We start from the raw sequence: 20,272 nt of genomic DNA, 5'->3' as shown, positions 1-20,272 counted from the left end.
AGGGCGGCAACCAAACTTGTATGCTCACACAATCAATCGCTAAAGCAGCATAGATGCAGACAAGTTTGCCCGTCAAGCGGATTTCTTCGGGATTGTGTGAGATTTTCCAACCGGATTTTGAAAACAGGTACCGGACAAGTGCTATTGTCCGGAGCATTGTCTTATGCTAGATGCGCCGGTAGCCAGAGCGTCAACACACCGAAACCGCCAATCCGGATGCTTCAGGACCTGCAACTCGCCTCGGATGAAGGCCCGGTCTACCGGCGCCTTGCTGACGCTATTGCCGAACGGATTGCAGCCGGCACGCTTGCAGTTGGAGACCGGCTGCCGCCGCAGCGCGAGATTGCTCGCGCACTTGGCATCAACGTCACCACGGTGACGCGCGCGCTGTCGACACTGCAGCAGCGCGGCCTGCTTGAAGCGCGGCCCGGACGCGGCACCACGGTCGCCGCCCGCAACGGCGGCGAAGGACCAGGTTTCGTGTCGGCGCCGAGCGAAGACAGCGGCGTCATCGATCTTTCCGTCAACAGACCAGCGACCTCGGCCTATCTCGATGCCCTGGCCCTGCTGCTGCCGCGCTTGGCCAAGGACCGGCACTACGCCACGCTTCAGGACTATCACCCGCCCGAGGGGCCGCTTTGGGCGAGGGCGGCAATCGCCGAGTGGATGCGGCCGGTGGCTGGTGACGGCGATCCCGGCCGGATGGTGCTGGCGGCGGGCGCCCAGCATGGGCTGGATTGCGTGCTTGGCGCGGTGACCAGGCAGGGCGAGGTCGTACTCGCCGACGAAGTGACCTATCAGGGCATCAACGCCCTGTGCCGGGTGCATGGGCTCGACCTCAGAGGCGTCGCCATGGACCGCGGCGGCATGCGGGCCGACGCGTTCGAGACGGCCTGCGCGCAGCTCCGCCCGCGCGCGGTCTTCCTGGTGCCGACCCTGCACAACCCAACGACCATCACGCTATCCGAGGAGCGCCGGCACGAGCTGGTGGCTGTCGCCCGACGCCACAACGTCCTCATCATCGAGGACGACGTCTACCGGCCGCTGGCGGACAATCCGCCGCCGTCGCTTGCCAGCCTCGAGCCCGAACTGACGATCCATGTCGGCGCCTTGTCGAAATGCCTTGCCCCAGGACTGCGCCTCGGTTTTGTGATCGCGCCACGCGCCATAGCCGGCCAGGTCGCCGCGGCTTTGCGCATCAACTGCTGGAGCATCAGTCCCTTGACGGCGCTGATCGGCGCGAGGCTGATAGAGGAGGGCGCGGCGGCACGCATCATCGAAGCCCAGAAGCAGGAACTTCGCCAGCGCCAAGCCGTGCTGACCGAAATCCTCGGCCGCTACGATGTCCAGAGCCACGCCATCTCGACCCATGCCTGGCTGCGTCTTCCAGAACCCTGGCGGGGCGCGGGTTTCGCTCGCACCTGCCTGGAACGTGGTGTTGCAGTCCTGCCTGGGGATGCCTTCGCTGTCGGCCGCGAACCGGTGCAGCACGGGGTGCGCATCAATGTTGGCGCCGCGCGCTCGCTCGATGATCTGCGCGCGGCCCTGAATACCATGGCTGAACTGTTATCGGCCGGCCATCTGCAACTGCCCGGCTTCGTCTAGGATGGCAGCACCGGAAACCGTGGAAGTCGCCATAGTCGGCGCCGGCATCGTCGGTTTGGCAACGGCACTCCGGCTTGCGGCCGAGGGGCGCGAGGTGCTGCTCATCGACCCCAACGAGCCTGGCTCGGGCGCCTCGTTCGGCAATGCCGGAACGATTGCCGAATATGCCTGCATGCCGGTCGGCAACCCGGCCGTGCTGCGCCAATTGCCAAAACTGCTGCTCGATCCAGACAGCCCTTTTTCGCTGCGCTGGCCGGCTCTGTTCCAGTTGGCGCCGTGGCTGGTCAGTTTTGTCAGAGAGTCGCTTCCGGCGGCCACCCGCGCCAACGCGATGGCGCTCGCCGGGCTTCTGGCTGAGGCCCTGCCGGCCTGGGAGGAGATGGTGAAAGAGGCCGATATGGCCGACCTGCTGCGCCGCAACGGCTGCCTCTACCTGTATCGTCGCGAGAGCGATTTCGCCAAGGCCGCTGGGGGCAGGGCGTTGCGCGCCGGGTTTGGCGTGCATCAGGAGGTTCTGACGCCGGCAGAGGTGGCCGCGCTGGAGCCGAGCCTGCCGCCGGCCGGGGCCCGCGGACTGTACTTCCCGGATTCGATGAACGTCACCGATCCAAAGACGCTGATGCGGCGGCTGCTCGATGCCGCAACCGCCCGCGGCGTGTCGGTGGCGCAGGCTGCCATATCAGGGCTGCAGGTCGAGGCTGACGGTGCCAGGCTCAGCGGTTGCGGCCTTCGCATCAAGGCGAGCACGGTGGTGATCGCCGCGGGTGCGCAATCGCGGGCATTGGCGATGCAGGCCGGCGACAGCATCCCGCTCGAGACCGAACGCGGCTATCATCTCGAATTCCCGACCGAAGCGCCTTTGCTCAATCGTCCGGTCTGTCCCGTCGATCTCGGCTTTTACATGACGCCGATGGCCGGCCGGCTGCGTGTCGCCGGAACCGTCGAGCTCGGCGGGCTTGCAGCGCCGGCAAATCCGCGCCGGCTGGCGCTGCTGGATCGCGGTGTCAGGCAGTTCTTCCCCTCACTCGGCCGGACCTCATCCGAATGGCTCGGGTTCCGGCCGTCGCTGCCCGATTCCCGGCCCGTCATCGGTCGGTCACGTGGCAGCCCCAGGGTGATCCATGCCTTCGGTCACGGTCATCTCGGCCTCACTCTGGCGCCGATCACGGCCCGCTTGGTTGCCGACCTGGTTGCCGGACGCGGCGATCCTGACCGCCTCGCACCCTTTGCAGCGGACCGCTTCGATGCATGAAGGTACGTCGGCTCGGCCGCGATAGCGCAGCGCGTCGACCAGCACGGCAAAGGCCGGCGAGTTCTGCCTTCGGCTCGGGTAGTAGAGGTGACTATTTTTCCCGCATGGCTCGGCGGAAGTTCTGCGTGATCGGCTCAGCGAGGTAAGAAAGCACGGTGCGAGCACCCGTCCGGATCATCGTCTCGCTCGACATGCCGGGCAGCAGCTTACGGCCCTCCAGCTTGGCGAGTTCGCTCTTGTCGATCAACACGATCGCGGCGAAATACGGTGCCCCGCTGCGCTCCTCCACCATGCGGTCAGCCGACACGATCCCCACGACGCCGTCGAGTGGCGGCAGGTTGTAGCGGGCGAAGGCCGGGAAGCTGACGCGCGCGCGCTGTCCGGGGGCGATCGTCTCGACATCCTCTGGTTTGACCATAGCCTCGACCACGAGTTGCTGTCCGAGCGGCACGATTGTCATCAACGTCTCACCGGGTTTCACGACACCGCCCGCAGTGTGGACCTTCAGCTCCATGACGATGCCGTCAACTGGTGCGACGACATTGGTACGGGCAAGCACGTCTTTGGCGGAACGCTCCTCCTGTCTGAGGTCAAACAACTCCGCCTCGACCTTGCTCAACTCCTCGACGGCCTCGTTCAGCCGCACTGTGTTGAGGTTCAAGATTTGCATGCCAATCTCGGCCATGGCGCTTCTGGCACGAGCGATTGCCGCAACGTTGGTAGCGCGCTCCCCCTCGATCTCCCGCTGTTGTCGTCTGAGCAACAGGTTCCGCTCGCGGGTGGTCAGCCCCCTCTTGAGCAGACTCTCAAGATCCTTGCTTTCACCCTCGATCGCCTCGATCTGCTTGTCCTCGGTGACGATAAGCTGCTCCAGTCCCGTTATCTCTTCCTCGGTCTGGTGACGGCGCTGACTGAGCATTTCCCGCTCGTCCTTCAAGTTGTGGTGCTTCGCCGCGAACACGTCACGCTGTGCGGCCACCGCATCCTTTGCGGCAGTGGCGGGGTTTGCGAGCAACGCCGGATCAAACTCGATCTCGGCCTTGCCGTCACGCTCAGTCCTGAGACGCGCGGCCAGCGCCTCACGCGTTGCTATCCGGTTCTGGAGCAGGTCAAGCTGCGTCTTTGCCTGTGTGTCGTCGAGTCGGATGAGGACCTTGCCCGCCTTGACGATATCACCGTTGGCGGCGTTCAACTCCGCGATGATGCCGCCCTCGAGGTGCTGGATGAGCTTGCGGTCGCCGGCGACCTTGATAACGCCCGGAGCCACTGCGGCGCTGTCCAACGGTGCCAGCGCCGCCCAACCCCCGGCCACGCCGAAGAACAGGAACATGATCGCGAACCCGGTGCGCGTCACGCCCGTGAGACGCAGGGGTACCGGTTCCAGTACGGAGGGTGGCGGGACAGGTAACGGCACGACGTTCATATCTGTTCTCGTTTTCATGCCTGGTTCGCCACTATAGTTGGCGTCTGACTCACCTTGCGGATGCGCGCGGCGAGTTCGTTGAAGACATAGTCACGTGGACCGAAGAGGTCTTGTTGGCCCCGATTGAGGACCAATATCTTGTCAACCTTCTCCATGATGTTCGGTCGGTGCGCGATCAGGACAATGGTCGTGCCCGCCGCCTTGACCGTGCTGAGGGCTGCGATCAATGCGTCCTCACCCTCGCGGTCGAGGTTGGAATTGGGCTCGTCCAAGATAATGAGTGCCGGGTCGCCGTAGAGTGCCCGTGCCAACCCGATGCGTTGGCGCTGCCCGCCTGACAGCACCGCGCCGGATTCGCCGATCTCGGTGGCGTAACCCTTCGGCAGTCCTTTGATCAGTTCGTGAACTCCCGCCAACTGCGCGGCCTTGACCACGTTGTTGAAGACCGCTGGATTGAGCTGCGCGAAGCGGCAGATGTTTTCGGAGACGGTACCGGCGAAGAGCTCGATGTCCTGCGGCAAGTAACCGACATAATGACCACGGTCCTCCGCCGCCCATTGGGCAACGTCCATGCCGTCCAGTAATGCACGCCCCCCGGATGGACGCCAAGCACCGGCCAGTATTCGCGCCAGACTCGTCTTGCCGGCCGCGCTCGGGCCGATCAACGCCATTGCTTCACCCGGCTTGAGCTGGAAGTTAATCCCTTTCAGGATAGGCTCGCCACCCTGTCGGGCGAGTACGATGTTCTCGACCTCAAACTTACCTTTCGGACGTGGTAGTGGCAGAACCGGTGTGGCCTCCGGGTGCTGTCCGGCGACTGCGGTGAGACGCCGGTAAGCGGCACGCGCGCCGACCGTCGCCTTCCATGTGCCGATCGCTTGCTCGACCGGAGACAACGCGCGACCCATCAGGATTGCGGCGGAGATCATGATAGCGGGTGAAGCCTCGTTCCGAAGTACTAGATAAGCACCAAGGCCCAGTATGGCCATTTGCAGGGCCAGCCGGTGACAACGCGCGATGGCCGCGATGACGCCGCCACGGTTGGCAGCAAGAACTTGTCCTTTGTTTGCCTCGTCCTGCTGCGCCTTCCAGCCCTCCAGCAGCGGCTTTAACATGCCCATCGCCTGTACGACCTCGGCGTTGCGGATCGCCGCCTCAGCCTGCACGTATGCCCGCGACTGTGCGCTTGCGGCCTCGGTCAGCGGCTTGCGTGTGAGGTGTTCGTTGAGCAACGCCAACGCAAATAACACGATCCCGCCGACCAGCGCCAACCAACCCAGCCAAGGGTGCATAAAGAATATGGCGATGAAAAATAGTGGTGCCCAAGGCGCGTCAAGGATCGGGAAGATGCTCGGGCTGGTGAAGAAATTCCGTACTTGATCCAGGTCGCGCAGCGGACGGGCGTTGGCCTGACCGGGCGCCGAGGCGGCATATTCTACCGAGGCGGTCAGGAGAACTGGTGCCAACCGCGCGTTCATCCACGATCCGACGGTAGCCAGAAGACGCCCGCGCACCACCTCCAGCGCCGCCATTGTCGCGAGTGCCCCTGCCGCCATCAGCGACAGCATCACCAACGTCTCCAGGCTGTGGCTGGACAACACGCGCTGATAGACTTGGAGCATATAAAGCGCCCCGGTCAGCATCAGCACGTTGATGCCGCCGCTGAACCAGATAAGCGGCCGGATCGCGCGTCTGGCCTCTTTCATCACCACCTGCAGGGCAGGGGGCTGTTGTTGGTTGGCTTTCATCATTTGGATGACATCTCGTGCAACAGATCGCGGGTGGCAGTACGGGGGCAGCATTAGCTGCCCCCGTTGGACAAGTGTCAGGCGACGTCAACAAGTATGTGCTGTATCGCTGTCTGGTCCGCGTCCGCGTCCTCCACTTGGAAGGCGAAGTCGAGGTTGGCATCCGGCGTCTGGGTCACGGTCGTGGTGAAGCCGATGTCCGTGATCTTCAGCACGTCGTTATCGGTGGCGTCGAAGGCCACAAGGTTGGTGGTCGCATTGCTGCCGCCGCCAGCGCCGGTCGCCCTAGTCAGGTCGATCGCAGTGCCGGTGATCCCGTTGCCCGACTGCATGATCTGGGCACCCTGCATCACATAGTCTTCGCCGGCTGCGTTGTAGTCGTTCTGCTCGATGATCACGAGGCCGTCGTTATTGTCGAGCGTGAACTCGCTACTGTACGGGGCCGGGACCTGACCCGTCTTGAAGATGTCGGCGTTCGACACGTACACAGCCCGCGTGATCGTGGAGTTGTCGTCCGCGGTGCCGGCGATGTTGTCGGCACCGTTCTTGTCGATCAGGTCGAGGATCAGCATCAGGTCCTCGCTGTTGCCGATGCCGTCGAACTTGATGGCCATGGTGCCGGCGGTCGCCGTCGGGGTGGTAGCCTCGGTGGCGATTCCGACGTCGCTGTTGAAGAACCGCAACGTGAGCAGTTCGTTTTTCTGGATCGTGTCACCGGCGACACCGTTGGTGCTCCGCGTCGCAGACACCCACGTTTCATTGGCGTTACTCACCATCTCGTGAGGAGGAACGCCGTTGAACACGGAGTCAGCGGATGACCCCTCGCCATTGTTCGTCAAGCTGAACGACGGGTTGGCGTTGTTGATCGCGTTGCCCGTGAACTGCACGAAGAAGTCTTCGTCAGGGTCCGTGTCCGGGTCATCCGCCTGCAACTTTTCCAACACGATCGGCGGGTGGCCCGTGTTGCTCGTGGGCTGCTTGGACAAGAGCTCACTGGTGTGGATAACGTCGAAGCTGAAGCCTTCGAGCGGGTCGGTCAGGTTGATGGTGTAAGTGTCGGCGACCTTGTCGAAAACAAGGGTGCCGCCCGCCGTGCCCGTCTGGTCGCCAGCCGCCGGGTCCGTGTCGTAGGTGAAGGTGAAGTTGAACGTCGCGGAGGTGTCACTCTCCGACGCGAGCGTCACGTCCTGAGAGAGGAGAGTCGTCGGTGCCGGGTTCACGCCGCTGACCGTGCCGGTGAGCCCGATCTGGATACCGGCAAGGGCACCGTTGGCGTCGACAAAGTCAGAATGCGTGGCGTCGTAGAACGAAGCCGGGCGGCTGTCCGCGCCGATGTCGTACCCGAAGGCTCCGGTGCCCGACGCGTTCAGCGTGTTAGCCAGAGTCTCGTGTTGGATACCTGCGGTAGCGGGGTCACCGTCGAACGGCACCGTGATCGTCGGAGCGTCATCCGTCAAGACAAGGTTCTGGCCGATGTTGAGGACAGCTGCGGCAGTATCACCGTCCTTGTCGGTGATGGTCGCCGTCAGTTGGACCAGATTATCCGCCGACAACGTCTCGGTATCGTTCGGCCCGTTATTGGGATCATGTATGACTGCACGATCCTGGTTGAGCGTCACGATGCCGGCGACGTCCACGGTCACCGTGAACACCAACGCGTTACCGATAGCCGTACGGCCCTCGACAACGCCGCCGGGAGTGACCGACAGGTTGACCGCCTCACCAGTCAGCGTGTCGACAAGACCGGAATCGCCCGCGATCACGCTCAGCGCGTAAGTCGTGGTCCCGGCCCCGTCGGCACCATAGACACCGTTGAAGTTTGTCGAGAAGTTAGCTGTGCCGTTGGTCGCGAGATCAGATTCGTCAACCGTGGCAATCGCCTCTGTACCACTTGCCGTGATGCTCGGCGCGTCGTCCTCGAAGACGAGGTTCTGGCCGATGTCGAGGGTGGCCGACTCGTCGTCCCCGTCCTTGTCGGTGATGGTCGCGGTGAGCTGAACGAGGTTGGCGGCCGCCAGCGTCGTCGACTGGTCCGGCCCACTCTCGGGCGTATGCACGACCGCACGCTTCTGGTCGAGCGTCACATTGCCGGTGCCGTCTACACTGACCGTGAACACCAGGTCGTCGCTGACAGCGGTGCGGCCTTCAACGACGCCGCCGGCGGTGACTGACAGAACGACCGCCTGATTGGTCGCCGTGTCGACCAAACCCGAGGGACCCGCAACCACGCTCAGCGCGTAGGTCAGCGTGCCGGCGCCGTCGGCGCCGAAGGCCGGGCTGAAGTTGGCCGCGAAGCTGGCGCTGGCGTCGATCGTGAGGTCGGTCTCGTCGACCGTCAGGGTCGCCGGGGTGCCGGTCGTCGAAATGCTCGGCCCGTCGTCGTCGAAGTTGATGAAGGAGCCGACCTCTTCGTTGTGAGCGTTGGCTACTTCACCGCCAAAGTGCAACTCCTTGACATCGAAAAAGTCATGCTCCGTGTCGATATTTTTGATGGTGAAGCGGTCAAAGGTTCCGCCAGCCCCGCCTGCGGTCGTGAAATCGACCGTCACGCCCTCGCCGACATCGAGAAGGATCAGTCCAGTGCCGGTGAGATCAACCGTGATGCCCAGGGCCGCGGCTGTTGTTGCGACGCCGTTCAGTTTGAAAGTCACTCCGGTGATATTGATCTCCGCATCGTTGTCATCACCGGGGAGCGCAGCGCCTTCCGCGTTGTCGTCATTATTATAGGCGTGGATCTCGATGTCAGCCACGGTGTTGGTCGGCGTGGACTGCGAGACTGAAAAACCCGCGCTGGAGACGTTCTCGATGTGGTCGATGTAGTCAGGCGCGATTGGCGCGTTGGTAAAGTTCTTACCCGCGCTCTGGGTGCCGCCGTTGATCAGGTCGATCTGAAGCTCACGGCCAAAGCGCACGTCTTGAGATGCGACACCGAAGCCTTGCGTGCTGATGTTGACTTCAGTTTGCACGCCATTGTCGTGAGCCGTGACAAGAATCTTCTGCGGGCTCGCTACGTCGGCGTCGAGGATATACCAATTGTTGTGTCCAGGAGGGGCGTCACCAAGCTGGCTGAAATTAACCACGGAGGTCCCCGTGACAGAGGCGAACACCTTATCAGTCAGATCGATTTGGTCGTCCGGCAAGGTGGGGTCCAGATGGAGCAACGGCACATACTCGACCGTGTACAGGTCCGCATTGGTGGCGCTGGTGGGGATCAGCGCAAACGAGAAGGCGAGCGGCCCGGTCTCAGCGGGCTCGACGAGCGGATCAGAGGTACCAATGACGCCGATCACGACGTTTGGATCAGTTGGGTCTTGGAACAGCCAGACATAATTGCCATCGACCGTCCGAATGCCGCTGTTCACGCCGTCGGTGGTGGAAAACGGGTCCCCGTCGGAGTTCTGGGCGAGAACGACCGAGGTGATGGTTTCCCCTGCGCTCGCCGAGGCCACCACGAAGTCGGTCTGGAAGGCGACCTCCGGTGAGGTCAGCCCGCCCGCATCGTCGAGACTTAGCAGATATAGCAGCGTGGCGTTGGTGCTGTGCGGCGAAACGGACGGGTCAATATCATCGTCCTGAAGACCGGTGGTCTCGTCGATGATGATGTCTTGGGTCTCGATGTCGAGTGCCATGGAGATTCTCCTTGGTTAAAACGCTTCAAGAAAAGGGATCCACCCCCCAGGTGCCCCGAACTATCCGGCCAAAGTCACCTGAGACATCCGATGACGCCGGAATGCACCTGCATGGGTGCACCCCGATCGCGTACTGATTGGCGGCCCTCAATTGTTATTGTTCGCCGATGGAGAGGACGCGTCCATTCTCGGTTCGATAGTATTGTGGTGAATGCCCGCACCTGATCGAACGATATAGATCCTTCGATTTATCAGGGTGCGACAGGCGCTTGCGCTAGCCGCGCTAAAGCATTGGATGATCCAAAGGCGGAAACCGCTTTGGGAAAATCCAATGCTCAAACAAAAGAGACAGATCGGCGACACGATTCGACTTGAGAATTTGCCACTGTGGCATGACGGGCCCGGTAGCCACGCGGTTTGCTGTCCATTGTCGGCGCTTGCCGACGCCGGCGGCCTCGCCGCCGGGTCGAAAGCAATATTACAGCAGGCCTTTGTTGCCTGTTCCCCGATGGTCGGCGCCTTCGCCATGTGCCGCCCAGGCCAGCTCTGCCCTGCTGCCGAGGTGGAGCTTCTCGTAGACGTGATGCAAGTGCATCTTCACCGTGCCTTCGGAAACATGCAGCCGCTGCGCGATGGTCTTGTTCCGCAAGCCGCGCGAAACCAGGTCGGCGACTTCCTTCTCGCGCTCGGTGAGCTTGTGTTCGGCCTGGTGCAGCGATCGCGGTATTAGAAGATGCTGGAGGATGTTGTTGTCGACCCATTTTCGACCGGCCGCTACGACATTTACGCATTCGGCAAGATAGCTATGGCTGATGCCGTCCAGCAGCAAACCGTCGGCGTCGAGCTCCTGTATGTCCTTGACGCCGAACCCGCCGTTTGGTTGCAGGATGAAAATTATGCCCAGCGCGCTGTTCATAGTTCTGAGTCGAGAGGAGAGACTGGCCGTCTGCTGACTGGCAATGTCCACGCCTATGACGACAATATCAGGCCGATGACGCTCTACATGCGGGACAACGTCAATTATGCGATGGCAGTTTGCCACAACGCTGTGGCCAGCCTTCCGCAGAACCCACTCCAGACCGGCGAGATATACCCCCCGCGGGTCCGCGACAACCAACGTTGACATGCGAACACCGTCCCCAAAAAACGCACGACTTACTTAATTATCAATGAACCAAGGAAAGCAGAGCTCCGAGCGTTTGTCAAGAAATCGCTAATATACCTGCAGCTATAACAGTAGCCCAGGCTAGGGCCATGCCGGGCACCGGCTGCCCTAGCCTGCCACGCACGTGTAGCATCGATACCATGGCTGATGTTGCGTCGGGCCGGCTCGCGGCGCGCTTTAGGCCGACCGGGTGCGCGCCCTCATCGATCTGCTGGTGGCGGGCGAAAGAGAGCGCGCGCGTAGCTCCATCCCCGGCTGGTTTCCACGTCAGGCATGCTAGAGTCGGTTGGCCAATCTGGACGCAAGGCGGACTCCCGGCCGTCGAGCCATGTCAAATTCTGCCCCGGCGACATTCAAGCAAAAACCCGCCCCGGTCTCCGGAGCGGGTCTGTTGCCTGAGGCGGAACTCAACACATGTCCGCAGCAGCAAGGTCGCCTCGCGATGCTGAAGATCTGGTTAACCGGCCATATTTGATTCAAATCCAGCTGTGGATGTTCGCCTTTGGGTAAATCGAATGGGCCATCCTTGTCGGGCGGCGGGCAAAAGGAGAATCCATGACAAGTGACTTTGCCGCAGCCCACCTCCATCTTGAACGAGCCTGCCACTATTTGCGCGGCGATGACGAGACGAGCAGCGCGGCTCGTGCCGCCCTGGACATCCTGATCGATGCAATTGTCGCAGCCCAGTACAAGCGTCCGCCCGCGGACGTGGTGGAATTTCCCAGAACGGCAACACAGCGACAGTGAGCGAACTCCTAAAGCGCGGCACAGGCGGAGGATTAATGCGCCGCTTCAAGTTCATGTTTCCATACATGTCATTGTCTTAACATCGCCGCGCCCCCTCGGGTCAGGCCCGAGGGCATGCCTTAACCGACATGCAGTCGCGGGCGAAACAAAGGGAACGGGATGGCCAGTTCAATTTAAACGCATCCCGCTTCGGGTCCGCCGTACCCTCTCCCAATGGATGATGCTCGGCAGCAGGAGCTACCGACGACGTCGGATTGACTCTTATCTGCGCTCATGCTGATGTTGCAGTGCAATATTGCACTGCAACATAGAGCAACGGTTCCGAAGGCGGCAAGTCGTCCCCAGTTGGACGCCAAAGAACCTGCAGGGGAACTTGAGGGGCTTAACTGGTGTTTATTGGGCAGCCACAGTACTCGAGCACGACGCCGTTATGGAACGTTGGTCGCGGCAAGATCACGAAAGTCAGCGGACGGGACACCACATTTGACGGGTTGTCCGCATTTGCCCCTTTCTGGGCAATGGCGGCGATCTTCAGTATCGCCGGTGATATCTATTCCATGCTTGGCTACAAGGGGCCGCTTTTTGCCGCCCTGAGCTGGTCGGTCGTCCTGTTCAGCCTGCTACTCCTGCTGTATCCGCGGCGAACCGAGTTCTTGATCGGGCTCGTGATGGTATCGCTGCTGTTGTACGCGCTGCGCATGCCGGTCGCTTCGAACAACAAGACGATCACGGCGGTGATGAATGGGGCTATCCTGCTCAGCGCAGCGGTGCTCTATCTACGGGCCGCTGGCCGCGGCGCCGCCCTGGACCGGATGGCCCTTTATCAGCAGATCCGGATCGTCGCCCGGGCGATGCTCGCCATCATGTATTTCTACGGCATCTTCCACAAGATCAACACCGATTTCCTCGATCCTTCCGTGAGTTGCGCGGTAGGCCTCTACGCTCCGCTGGCTCGTCCGTTCGGCCTCGAGGACAATCTGTTTGGCCGGTATCTTGCGATCTTCGCCACCTTCGTCATTGAGGCGATCGCGATCGTGTCTCTCTACTGGAAGCGCTATTTCGCCGTGGGGTTCATCCTCGCGCTCGTCTTCCATTACGTGATTCCGATCTCGGCCTATTCCTGGTACATGGACTTTTCCAGCCTGGTGTTCGCGCTGTATGTGCTGAGCATCCCCACGCCCGCCAGCGAGGCGCTCTATCGCAGCTCGCTGGAGTTTACCAATCCGCTGCGCGAGACGTTCGGCCGGATCGGGATCTTGCTGCCGGGCGCGGCCGTGATGCTGTTCGCGGTCACTCTCGTCATTCTGCTCACCTATGCTTTTCCCGGGCGCTCCTTCGACATGATGGTCCACTCCGTCTGGATCCTCATTTGGGCGGTAGTGGGCGGTGCGGCGATGGTCGTGCTGGCCCATGTGGCTCTGCAGAATCTGCCTTGCCAGACCGTTTCCTCGCCGCGCCAGCCGCTCTGGGTCTATTTGGTGCCGGGCTTGTTCTTCCTCTCCTGCCTGTCACCCTATGTCGGGCTCAAGACGGAGAGTTCCATCAACATGTTCAGCAATCTGCACACGGAAGCCGGCCAGACCAACCATCTGCTCTTTCCCAGGCCACCATACCTGTTCAACTATCAAAACGAGGTGGTGAAGATCGTTGATTCCTCGGAGCCCCATCTCGTCCGGCAGTCGCTGGCGGGCAATTACCACGTCCTCCTCGATCTGAAGAAACAGCTGCGCCGGAAGCCGGAGGCCTGGGTGACTTACGTGAAGGACGGCGAGACGATTACCCGGGCTAACGCGTCGACCTTCGCGGGCGAAATGCCCAGCCTCATCGAACGCAAGTTGCTTGTGTTCAAGTTGGTGGATTTCTCGCGGCCGAAGGCCTGCACCCACTGAGCGCCGCTCTCACGAACGAAACCTGATAGATGTCGCCGGGCAGTCGACTTAAGCCATCCATTTCGCCGTGAAATGTCCAAAGCGCGTCGCGATTGCAAGAGTCACGCGGCGCTTTAAGTTCATGTCGTTATCGCAAAGCCGCTGCGCACCCTCGGGTCAGGGCCCGAGGGCATGCTTTTGGGCGACGTGAATTGAATTAGCGCCGTTCGAGATCGGCAGGAATCAGCGAGCGGCCGCGAAGCCTCAGGGTGGCCCGGCGTCCGAGCTTGAGCGCCGGATAGATCAGCCGCGCGGCCGTCCTGTTTGAGAGAATCCTGCGGTTGAGCCATCCGAAAAGCGTCGAAGAGGAACTGAGGATCGCCAGGAGATTGATGGCTTCCTCGCCGTGGTAGACGCGGTCCTCAAAAACGAAGAGCATGCCCTCGTTCAGGTCGAAGCCCTGGCGCTGAAACTCGACAACGCGCGGGTCGCCGGAGCGCGCGTCGAGCAGCTCGACAGGACCGACCGCATCGCGCAGCCGGGCAAAGCGGACATAGCTCTGGCAGAAGATGCAGTCGCCGTCATAGACGATAAGCGCCGTCTTCCCGGGTGGCTTCATTGCAGCGCCGGATCCTGACTGTGCCCGATCGGTGCTTCTACGGAGCTATCGATCGCGCAATTGCCGTAGAACGCGCAGCCGGAGACGACGGGCAGGTTGCTGAAGGCGTCGACGATGGCGACGAGCACCAGCCCGACAATGCCGAGCATCAACATTTTCTTGTAGGCGGACAAGTCGCGAAGCATCTTGGTCCTTTTCTGCTTGATGCGGACCTGGTCGATCCGACGTCAAAGCGCGATCGATTTCAACAGCCGCCTGGCTGCAAGAACGGCAGCCCGTGCCGGCCAAGGTTTCCTATCGCTTGAACTGCCATAGTCGGCACCAGCCTGTTATTGTGCAATGCAACAATGGGTCAAGATCGGCGGAAAATCAAGCGGAATGCAGAATTTCGCCGACTGTATGTGACATTGAGTCGGCGGCAAATTCGATCGGCAATCCGTCAAGCCGGGCCAGTTCGCACTTGCCACAAAGTATGATGCGGTGCACAATCGCCATCGAAACCGAAGGACCGGGCCGGCCGATAAGCCGTATCCAGGAAACGCTGAAGTTGAACCTGCCCATACGTGAGACCTGGCTGGACACCGCCAAGGGCTTGGGAATCACCCTTGTCGTCATGGCCCACGTCCTCGACCACAGCACCTGGCGCTGGGCGCACCCGATTTACTTTATGGCATCGCTGTTCTTCATGCCGTTCTTCTTCATCATATCCGGCTACCTTTTTGCCGTCACGGAGAGGAAGGCGCTTTTCCGGAAGCGCGTCCAGGGCCTGCTCATTCCCTATGTGATGTTTCTCGGCGCGATCATGGCGAGCGTGCTCGTTGTGGACTTTTTGCGCGGCGACACCCCGGCGCCCTGGCAGATCAGGGAACTCATCATCGACGCGCTGCTGGGCGGACGGCACCTGACGCGCGAACTCGGCGTGTTCTGGTTCGTCACCTGCCTCGTCGCCACGCAACTCGTCTACAACGAGGTCGCGATCAGGACCAGCGGACCGACCGATCCCGGCATGCTGATCTTCGTCGGCGCATCCGTCGGCCTCGCCTATTCAATCCAGGCCTACTGGCAGGAGGTGCGCGCGCCGCTGGCTCTGACGAATGTGCCGCTCGCCATCGGCGCATTCTGGTTCGGACATTTCCTGCGCGAACGCGGCATGAGCGCGCTGTGGTCGGCGGTGTTTGTCGTGGCGGTTGCCGGGGTCGCGCTCGCGGCGGCGCGGACAGGGTCCGACTTTACCTTCAGCATGAAGAACGCCATTTTCGGCCCGCCACTTCTCGGCCTGCTCGTTGCATTGGCGATCTCGACCTTTATCCTCGCCCTCATCCGCTTCATGCATATGCCGAGCTTGCGCATCGCTCCGCTGGCGGAAATCGGCGCGGCCTCCCTGGTGATCATGTTCGTCCATCAGTTCGTTCATTTCACGCTGCGTGACTTCGGGATGTCTTCCGAGTTGGCGCTGATCGCCCTGTCGCTCGGACTTCCCTATCTGCTCTATCGCGGACTGAGGTCGTCCCGGATACTGTCGCCCTGGTTCATCGGAAGCGGAGACCTGGCGCTCAGCATCCAACTGATGAGGCGGAGCCTCGCCTTCCGGGCAGGCTGAGCACGAACGCGTCCGGGTGACGGCAGCAGCGGTTTGCTTTCGGATCTGAGATGTCCAGCGCCCGGATCGTCTGCCTTGCCGGCCCGGGGCCGAGCGTGTGGGCATCCGAGCACGATTCCGGGCAGACCTTCCTGGCCCCTGTTCCCGCGAGCGCGGCGGGCGTATTCTCGCGGTCCGACGGGTCGAAATTAGCGGGGGAGGAGATGCGATGGCTGAGGCAACGCGCCACGACGCCTGGCAGGCCGGGGATAGCTACGACCTCTATATGGGGCGATGGAGCCGTCAGATCGCTCCACCGTTTCTGGATTGGCTCGATGCGGTGGAGGGTCTGGACTGGCTGGAAGTGGGTTGCGGAACCGGGGCGCTGTCGGCAGCCATCCTGGCCCGTTGCAATCCCAGGAGCCTGGTGTCCATAGACCCGTCGGAGGGGTTTCTCGCCAAGGCGCGGGCAAACGTGCCGGACAAGCGTGTCGCGTTTCTCGCAGGCGATGCGCAGGCCTTGGCAGTCGAATCGGACAGCAAGGACATGGTCGTGTCGGCGCTTGTTCTCAACTTCGTCCCCGACAGGCAAAAGGCGCTCGCCGAGATGCGGCGAGTGGCCCGCCCTGGAGCGACGATTGGATTCTATGTGTGGGATTATCCTGGCGGCGGGGTGGAATTCATGCGGGCCTTCTGGACCGCTGCAACGGCGCTTGACCCCGGTGCCATCGACCTTACCGAGGACAGGCGTTTTCCATTTTGCACACAAGATGGATTGACCGATCTCGCGGAGAAGGCCGGCCTGGTTTCCATCGACTCCACCCGGATTGAAATGCCCGCTGTGTTCAAGGACTTTCAAGACTACTGGCACCCCTTCACCCTGGGTGCGGGGCCGGCGCCCGGCTATTGCATGAGCCTCGAACCCGCAGCTCGCCAGAGATTGATGGAGAGGCTCCGCGATAGTCTGCCGCGCGGCGAGGACGGGTCCATTCCCCTGAAAACGAGAGCCTGGGCAGTCAAGGCGAAGGTGCGCTGATGACCGGCAGCCATGTCGCGCCAAACCGGCAGGCGGCCAATCATAGACTGCCGGCGCAAAGTTCGGGTTGACCGGCCTTGTGCGCGAAGCGACTATTCGTCTGGACAGCCGAGATGCAGATTGCGCGAGGAGATTACGATGGACGAGCCCGACCGCTGGCGTCACATGTCGAGCGCGCCAAGGGATGGCAGCCGAATCCTTGTCACGGTTCGGCCGTCTGAACAGGGGCCGGCGGAAGTCGACCTGGCTTACTGGTCTCGAGCCGACCAGTTCGGCAGCGAAGGCTGGCGCGCTTCCGACTCGTCGCCCGGACGCGTGGTTGAATACGCCGAACCCGAGCTGAAATGCTGGATGCCACTGCCGACCGCCAATCTGAGCAAGGGTTCTTTGCCGAGCCCTTGGGACGAAGAAGATGTCCCACTGCTGGATGGGTCGGGGATATGAGGCTGAGCGCGATCGTCACAGCTGCCAATCTCCCCCCAAGTGGGGAGATGTCCGGCAGGACAGAGGGGGGCGCCGTAGAGTGCCAACCTCAATTTCCGATTGCCGGTTACATTGTCGACTTCGCTTGTCAGGATAAGAAGCCCGTCGTCGAAGTCGATGGTTCGCAGCATGCCGACGCCAATACAGGCGACGAGGCGAGGACAAAGCGTCTTGAACAAGACGGCCGGACCATCCTGCGCTTCTGGAACGACGACGTCATTCGCGACATCGACAATGTCTGCCAGCATATTGTGATCGAGGCAGGGCTCGCCGGTACGACTTGATACGCCGGCGGGACAGCGCCCCCCTCTGTCCTGCCCTCTTTGCCACCACTTGGCATCTCCCCCACAAGGGGGGAGATTGGCAGCTCCGCTGTCGGCTCCCTTCTCTCAGACCCTCAGAACAGGAATGCCGCCGTGGCCGGGTTCGCGCCCGTACGGCCGTCTGATGAATCCATGCCTCGAATGAGCTCGAGGTCCTTTGAATCCAGCTCGAAATCGAAGACGTCGAAATTGGCGGCAATCCGGTCCTGATGGATCGACTTTGGAATGACAATCAGCCCTTCCTGAAGATGCCAGCGGATGATCACCTGCGCCACGGACTTGCGGTGTTTTCCGGCGATCTTTTCGAGGGTCGGGTCGCTCAACAGCCGGCCGCTGCCCAGCGGGCTCCAGCTTTCGATGCGGATGTTGTGCGTGCTGTGAAATTCTCTGGTCTGGCGCTGTTGAAACCGGGGATGGAGTTCGATCTGGTTGACTGAGGGTGTGACACCAGTCTCGCCGATGATCCGCTCCAGATGGTCCTGGTTGAAATTCGAAACGCCAATCGACTTGATCCGGCCGGATTGCCTGAGTTCGATCAGCGTCTTCCACGCCTCGACATATTTGCCTTGGCTGGGCACCGGCCAGTGGATCAGGAATAGGTCGATTTGCTCGATGCCCAGCTTGTTCATCGTCTCGTCGAAAGCCCGCAGGGCGGCGTCACGCTGATGCGCGCCGTTTCGCAGCTTCGAGGTGATGAACAGCTCGCTTCTCGGCACGCCAGCCGTGCGGATCGCCTGCCCGACGCCCTCCTCGTTCTGGTAGCCTTCGGCGGTGTCGATCAGTCTGTAGCCGGCCTCGATTCCCCAACTCACGACTTGGGCCGTAATGGCTGGATCGACCTGCCAAACGCCAAGGCCGATCTGGGGAATGGCTGAGCCATCGTTCAATGTGATCTGCTCAACTTTAGTCAGGGTAATTTGTTCAGGCATGCTCAGGTCCTTCTGCATCGCTCCGCCCCGGCGCAGTGCTTATCAAGGCGCGGCGTCCGCCAATGCGAGTCGACAGGTGGAGAAAGTAGAAGGGCGCCGTGAAGCCGGGATGAGGTCCGGTTCGAACCGCCCAGCGTTTCCAAACACGATTCCAGAGATCAATAAATTGGACCGGGGGATGGCACGCCAATCCGGATCGATCTCGAAAAGTCTGGCGAAAGGCCCGACTCCCGCGCACGGCCGTCAATGTGGGCTGCCTCCCTCAAAACCGACATCGGCAAGCTGACATCGAGCGCACCCCGTGCATACGCATATTCGGGAAGATAGCCGTTAACGATGAGGCGCCAGTCAAGGGGGACCACGTCACCGACGGCTCGCATCATCTTGACGATCGTGGTCGTGCAGTTCGTCGTGATGGAATTATAGAATTCTGGAGTCGTGGAAAGTGCATTTGCGTCCAAGACGTATTCCAGCAAGAGCGCCCGGGCCGCTTCCGGTGACACTTTTAGCCGATAGATTTGGACATCCTCTCCGCGAACGTTTGACCTGACGCCGACGACGTCTCGCTCGTCAGCCGCAATAATGACCAGGGGATTGCTCTTGAACAGGTCTGCCATGGGTGAAAACTTGCCGCCTCCATGGCGCCGCACCTCAATAGACCAGGCAAGATAGTCACCTCCTGCAAAGCCGAAGCTTATGATGACATGGGCGATTTTGGTCCCGGACCAATAAGACATGAAGAGGTCCACCGTCTGAACGCTGGAGAGGTCGTAGGTCCGCGTTGTCCAGCGTTCGGTGAAATCAGTAGCGCTACGCCACTCGAAGTCGCGCACATCAGTCAGCGTCAACAGGTTTCCGTCGCGTGTGCCGGTTACCTGACGGGCGACGTCGGGCGCCCAGTCCGCGTGATCGAAAAGCCTGATGGTGCTCCACCAAACCAGAACCACAGCTAACGCACCTGCAAACAGGACAAGCGCCCTGATGCGAAACCGGCTGAAGAGGGCGATGATAGTGGCGAGGCCGAACAAGGTGAACAGGACGCCGGCCAGAGCCCGTCCAAGCTCAGCCACAGGCAGACGATACCACATGGCAAGTCCGGCCCAGGCAGTCAGGATTGCGACGGCTAGCGAAAGGATGATGGCAAGCGAAATCCGAGCGATGCGACGCATCTATTCCCCCTCTGGCAGTCTGTCATTGCCTGGATGCCATTTCTCACGGAACGCTCGAAGACAACAACTCTACATGTCCATATTGGAGCACCAATCGGTCCGATACCATTTTCGCCGCGGATTTCGCAGGCGTGGAGCGAGCGAGAAGGTGCCCACGCGAAACGGACGCGCTCGGCATCGGCCGTTCGATGAAGTGACCGTGCGAGCTCACGGGCCCTAACAAGTTCCTTCATCCATCCATCCGTACCTCAAACGCCCGTCCATCTACCCGGAACAGGTTCTCTCTGTTCCAGTCCAACAAAACCGATGCTCGCCTCGCTGGAATATCTAACGCGACTCCGTCATGATCTTTCCGCCTTGCCGAGCGTCGCTGCCGAGCGCGGTGACGCCGACGCAGGTCATGAGAGTAGGCTAGGCCAGTGCAGCGGATCCACCCGACGACCTTTCTTTTTGCGGCCCGAGCCCTGCGCGATATGGGCGATGGGTTCGTGGCCGTTCTGTTGCCAGTCTACCTGCTCGCATTGGGTTTCACGCCTCTGCAGGTCGGCATCATCGCGACCGCATCGCTACTCGGTTCAGCGCTCTTGACCATCGCCGTCGGACTCCTTGGCGCCCGGTACGATCACCGCCAACTCCTGCTTGCCGCCGCAAGTCTGATGGTCGCCACGGGTGCGGCCTTTGCTGTGGTCCACGATTA

At 61.4% G+C, this 20,272-nt stretch carries 16 protein-coding genes and 1 pseudogene; 9 read left to right on the top strand and 8 right to left on the bottom strand.

Annotation, left to right across the window (positions count from 1 at the left end):
* The first annotated feature begins 216 nt into the window (after positions 1-216).
* Together M727_RS0125960 and M727_RS0125955 are read left to right on the top strand one after the other, a co-directional pair.
* Entirely contained in the window at positions 217-1,605 is a 1,389-nt protein-coding gene (locus M727_RS0125960; RefSeq protein ID WP_027155077.1) for a PLP-dependent aminotransferase family protein, read from the top strand.
* Position 1,606: 1 nt separating this feature from the next.
* Positions 1,607-2,857 carry an FAD-dependent oxidoreductase gene (locus M727_RS0125955; RefSeq protein ID WP_027155076.1) on the top strand — a complete coding sequence of 417 codons (1,251 nt, stop codon included), beginning with the start codon at positions 1,607-1,609 and terminating at the stop codon, positions 2,855-2,857.
* A gap of 91 nt (positions 2,858-2,948) precedes the next feature.
* Here the strand turns inward: M727_RS0125955 and M727_RS0125950 are convergent, their stop codons facing one another.
* The 4 genes from M727_RS0125950 to M727_RS0125935 all read right to left on the bottom strand — a co-directional run bounded on the left by M727_RS0125950 (position 2,949) and on the right by M727_RS0125935 (position 10,573).
* A complete protein-coding gene (locus M727_RS0125950; RefSeq protein ID WP_245269009.1) occupies positions 2,949-4,280 on the bottom strand; it encodes an HlyD family type I secretion periplasmic adaptor subunit in 1,332 nt (443 codons plus the stop codon).
* Positions 4,281-4,294: 14 nt separating this feature from the next.
* Positions 4,295-6,028, bottom strand: a complete 1,734-nt coding sequence (locus tag M727_RS0125945; RefSeq protein WP_027155074.1) for a type I secretion system permease/ATPase — start codon at positions 6,026-6,028, stop codon at positions 4,295-4,297.
* Between the two features lie 77 nt (positions 6,029-6,105).
* The gene (locus M727_RS0125940; protein WP_027155073.1) at positions 6,106-9,657 is read right to left on the bottom strand and encodes a DUF5801 repeats-in-toxin domain-containing protein; all 3,552 of its coding nucleotides are present in this window, start codon (positions 9,655-9,657) and stop codon (positions 6,106-6,108) included.
* 478 nt (positions 9,658-10,135) lie between these two features.
* Positions 10,136-10,573 (bottom strand): response regulator transcription factor, encoded by a 438-nt coding sequence (locus M727_RS0125935; RefSeq protein WP_245269008.1) that lies wholly within the window; start codon positions 10,571-10,573, stop codon positions 10,136-10,138.
* Positions 10,574-11,377: 804 nt separating this feature from the next.
* Between M727_RS0125935 and M727_RS0125930 the strand changes: the two genes are divergently transcribed.
* Positions 11,378-11,569, top strand: a complete 192-nt coding sequence (locus tag M727_RS0125930; protein ID WP_027155071.1) for a hypothetical protein — start codon at positions 11,378-11,380, stop codon at positions 11,567-11,569.
* Between the two features lie 389 nt (positions 11,570-11,958).
* Positions 11,959-13,458: a thiol-disulfide oxidoreductase gene (locus M727_RS0125925; protein ID WP_198032698.1), complete on the top strand. Its 1,500-nt coding sequence runs from the start codon at positions 11,959-11,961 to the stop codon at positions 13,456-13,458.
* A gap of 196 nt (positions 13,459-13,654) precedes the next feature.
* On the opposite strand, the gene M727_RS37530 is transcribed toward M727_RS0125925, so the two are convergent.
* Both M727_RS37530 and M727_RS0125915 read right to left on the bottom strand, forming a co-directional pair.
* The gene (locus M727_RS37530; RefSeq protein ID WP_036263505.1) at positions 13,655-14,056 is read right to left on the bottom strand and encodes a DCC1-like thiol-disulfide oxidoreductase family protein; all 402 of its coding nucleotides are present in this window, start codon (positions 14,054-14,056) and stop codon (positions 13,655-13,657) included.
* A complete protein-coding gene (locus tag M727_RS0125915) occupies positions 14,053-14,205 on the bottom strand; it encodes a hypothetical protein (RefSeq protein ID WP_198032697.1) in 153 nt (50 codons plus the stop codon). The genes M727_RS37530 and M727_RS0125915 overlap by 4 nt, the downstream gene beginning before the upstream one ends.
* 398 nt (positions 14,206-14,603) lie before the next feature.
* Between M727_RS0125915 and M727_RS0125910 the strand changes: the two genes are divergently transcribed.
* The 4 genes from M727_RS0125910 to M727_RS37525 all read left to right on the top strand — a co-directional run bounded on the left by M727_RS0125910 (position 14,604) and on the right by M727_RS37525 (position 17,438).
* Positions 14,604-15,656: an acyltransferase family protein gene (locus tag M727_RS0125910; RefSeq protein ID WP_198032696.1), complete on the top strand. Its 1,053-nt coding sequence runs from the start codon at positions 14,604-14,606 to the stop codon at positions 15,654-15,656.
* A 208-nt stretch (positions 15,657-15,864) separates the two neighbouring features.
* Positions 15,865-16,671, top strand: a complete 807-nt coding sequence (locus M727_RS0125905; protein ID WP_027155067.1) for a class I SAM-dependent methyltransferase — start codon at positions 15,865-15,867, stop codon at positions 16,669-16,671.
* 138 nt (positions 16,672-16,809) lie between these two features.
* Positions 16,810-17,115 (top strand): hypothetical protein, encoded by a 306-nt coding sequence (locus tag M727_RS0125900; RefSeq protein WP_023799134.1) that lies wholly within the window; start codon positions 16,810-16,812, stop codon positions 17,113-17,115.
* Positions 17,116-17,162: 47 nt separating this feature from the next.
* The gene (locus tag M727_RS37525) at positions 17,163-17,438 is read left to right on the top strand and encodes a DUF559 domain-containing protein (RefSeq protein WP_036263515.1); all 276 of its coding nucleotides are present in this window, start codon (positions 17,163-17,165) and stop codon (positions 17,436-17,438) included.
* Between the two features lie 113 nt (positions 17,439-17,551).
* On the opposite strand, the gene M727_RS0125890 is transcribed toward M727_RS37525, so the two are convergent.
* Positions 17,552-18,406, bottom strand: coding sequence for an aldo/keto reductase (locus tag M727_RS0125890; protein ID WP_027155066.1), 855 nt, complete (start codon positions 18,404-18,406; stop codon positions 17,552-17,554).
* 158 nt (positions 18,407-18,564) lie between these two features.
* Positions 18,565-19,575 (bottom strand): DUF4105 domain-containing protein, encoded by a 1,011-nt coding sequence (locus M727_RS0125885; protein WP_027155065.1) that lies wholly within the window; start codon positions 19,573-19,575, stop codon positions 18,565-18,567.
* Between the two features lie 473 nt (positions 19,576-20,048).
* Between M727_RS0125885 and M727_RS37520 the strand changes: the two are divergent.
* Positions 20,049-20,272, top strand: a pseudogene (locus M727_RS37520) (MFS transporter); the annotation flags it as partial.

This window comes from Mesorhizobium sp. WSM2561 (assembly GCF_000513915.1).
In the GTDB taxonomy this organism is placed as follows: Bacteria; Pseudomonadota; Alphaproteobacteria; order Rhizobiales; family Rhizobiaceae; genus Mesorhizobium; species Mesorhizobium muleiense.
The sequence above is the reverse complement of the archived record's forward strand: the minus strand, read 5'-3'. Positions and strand labels throughout refer to the sequence as shown.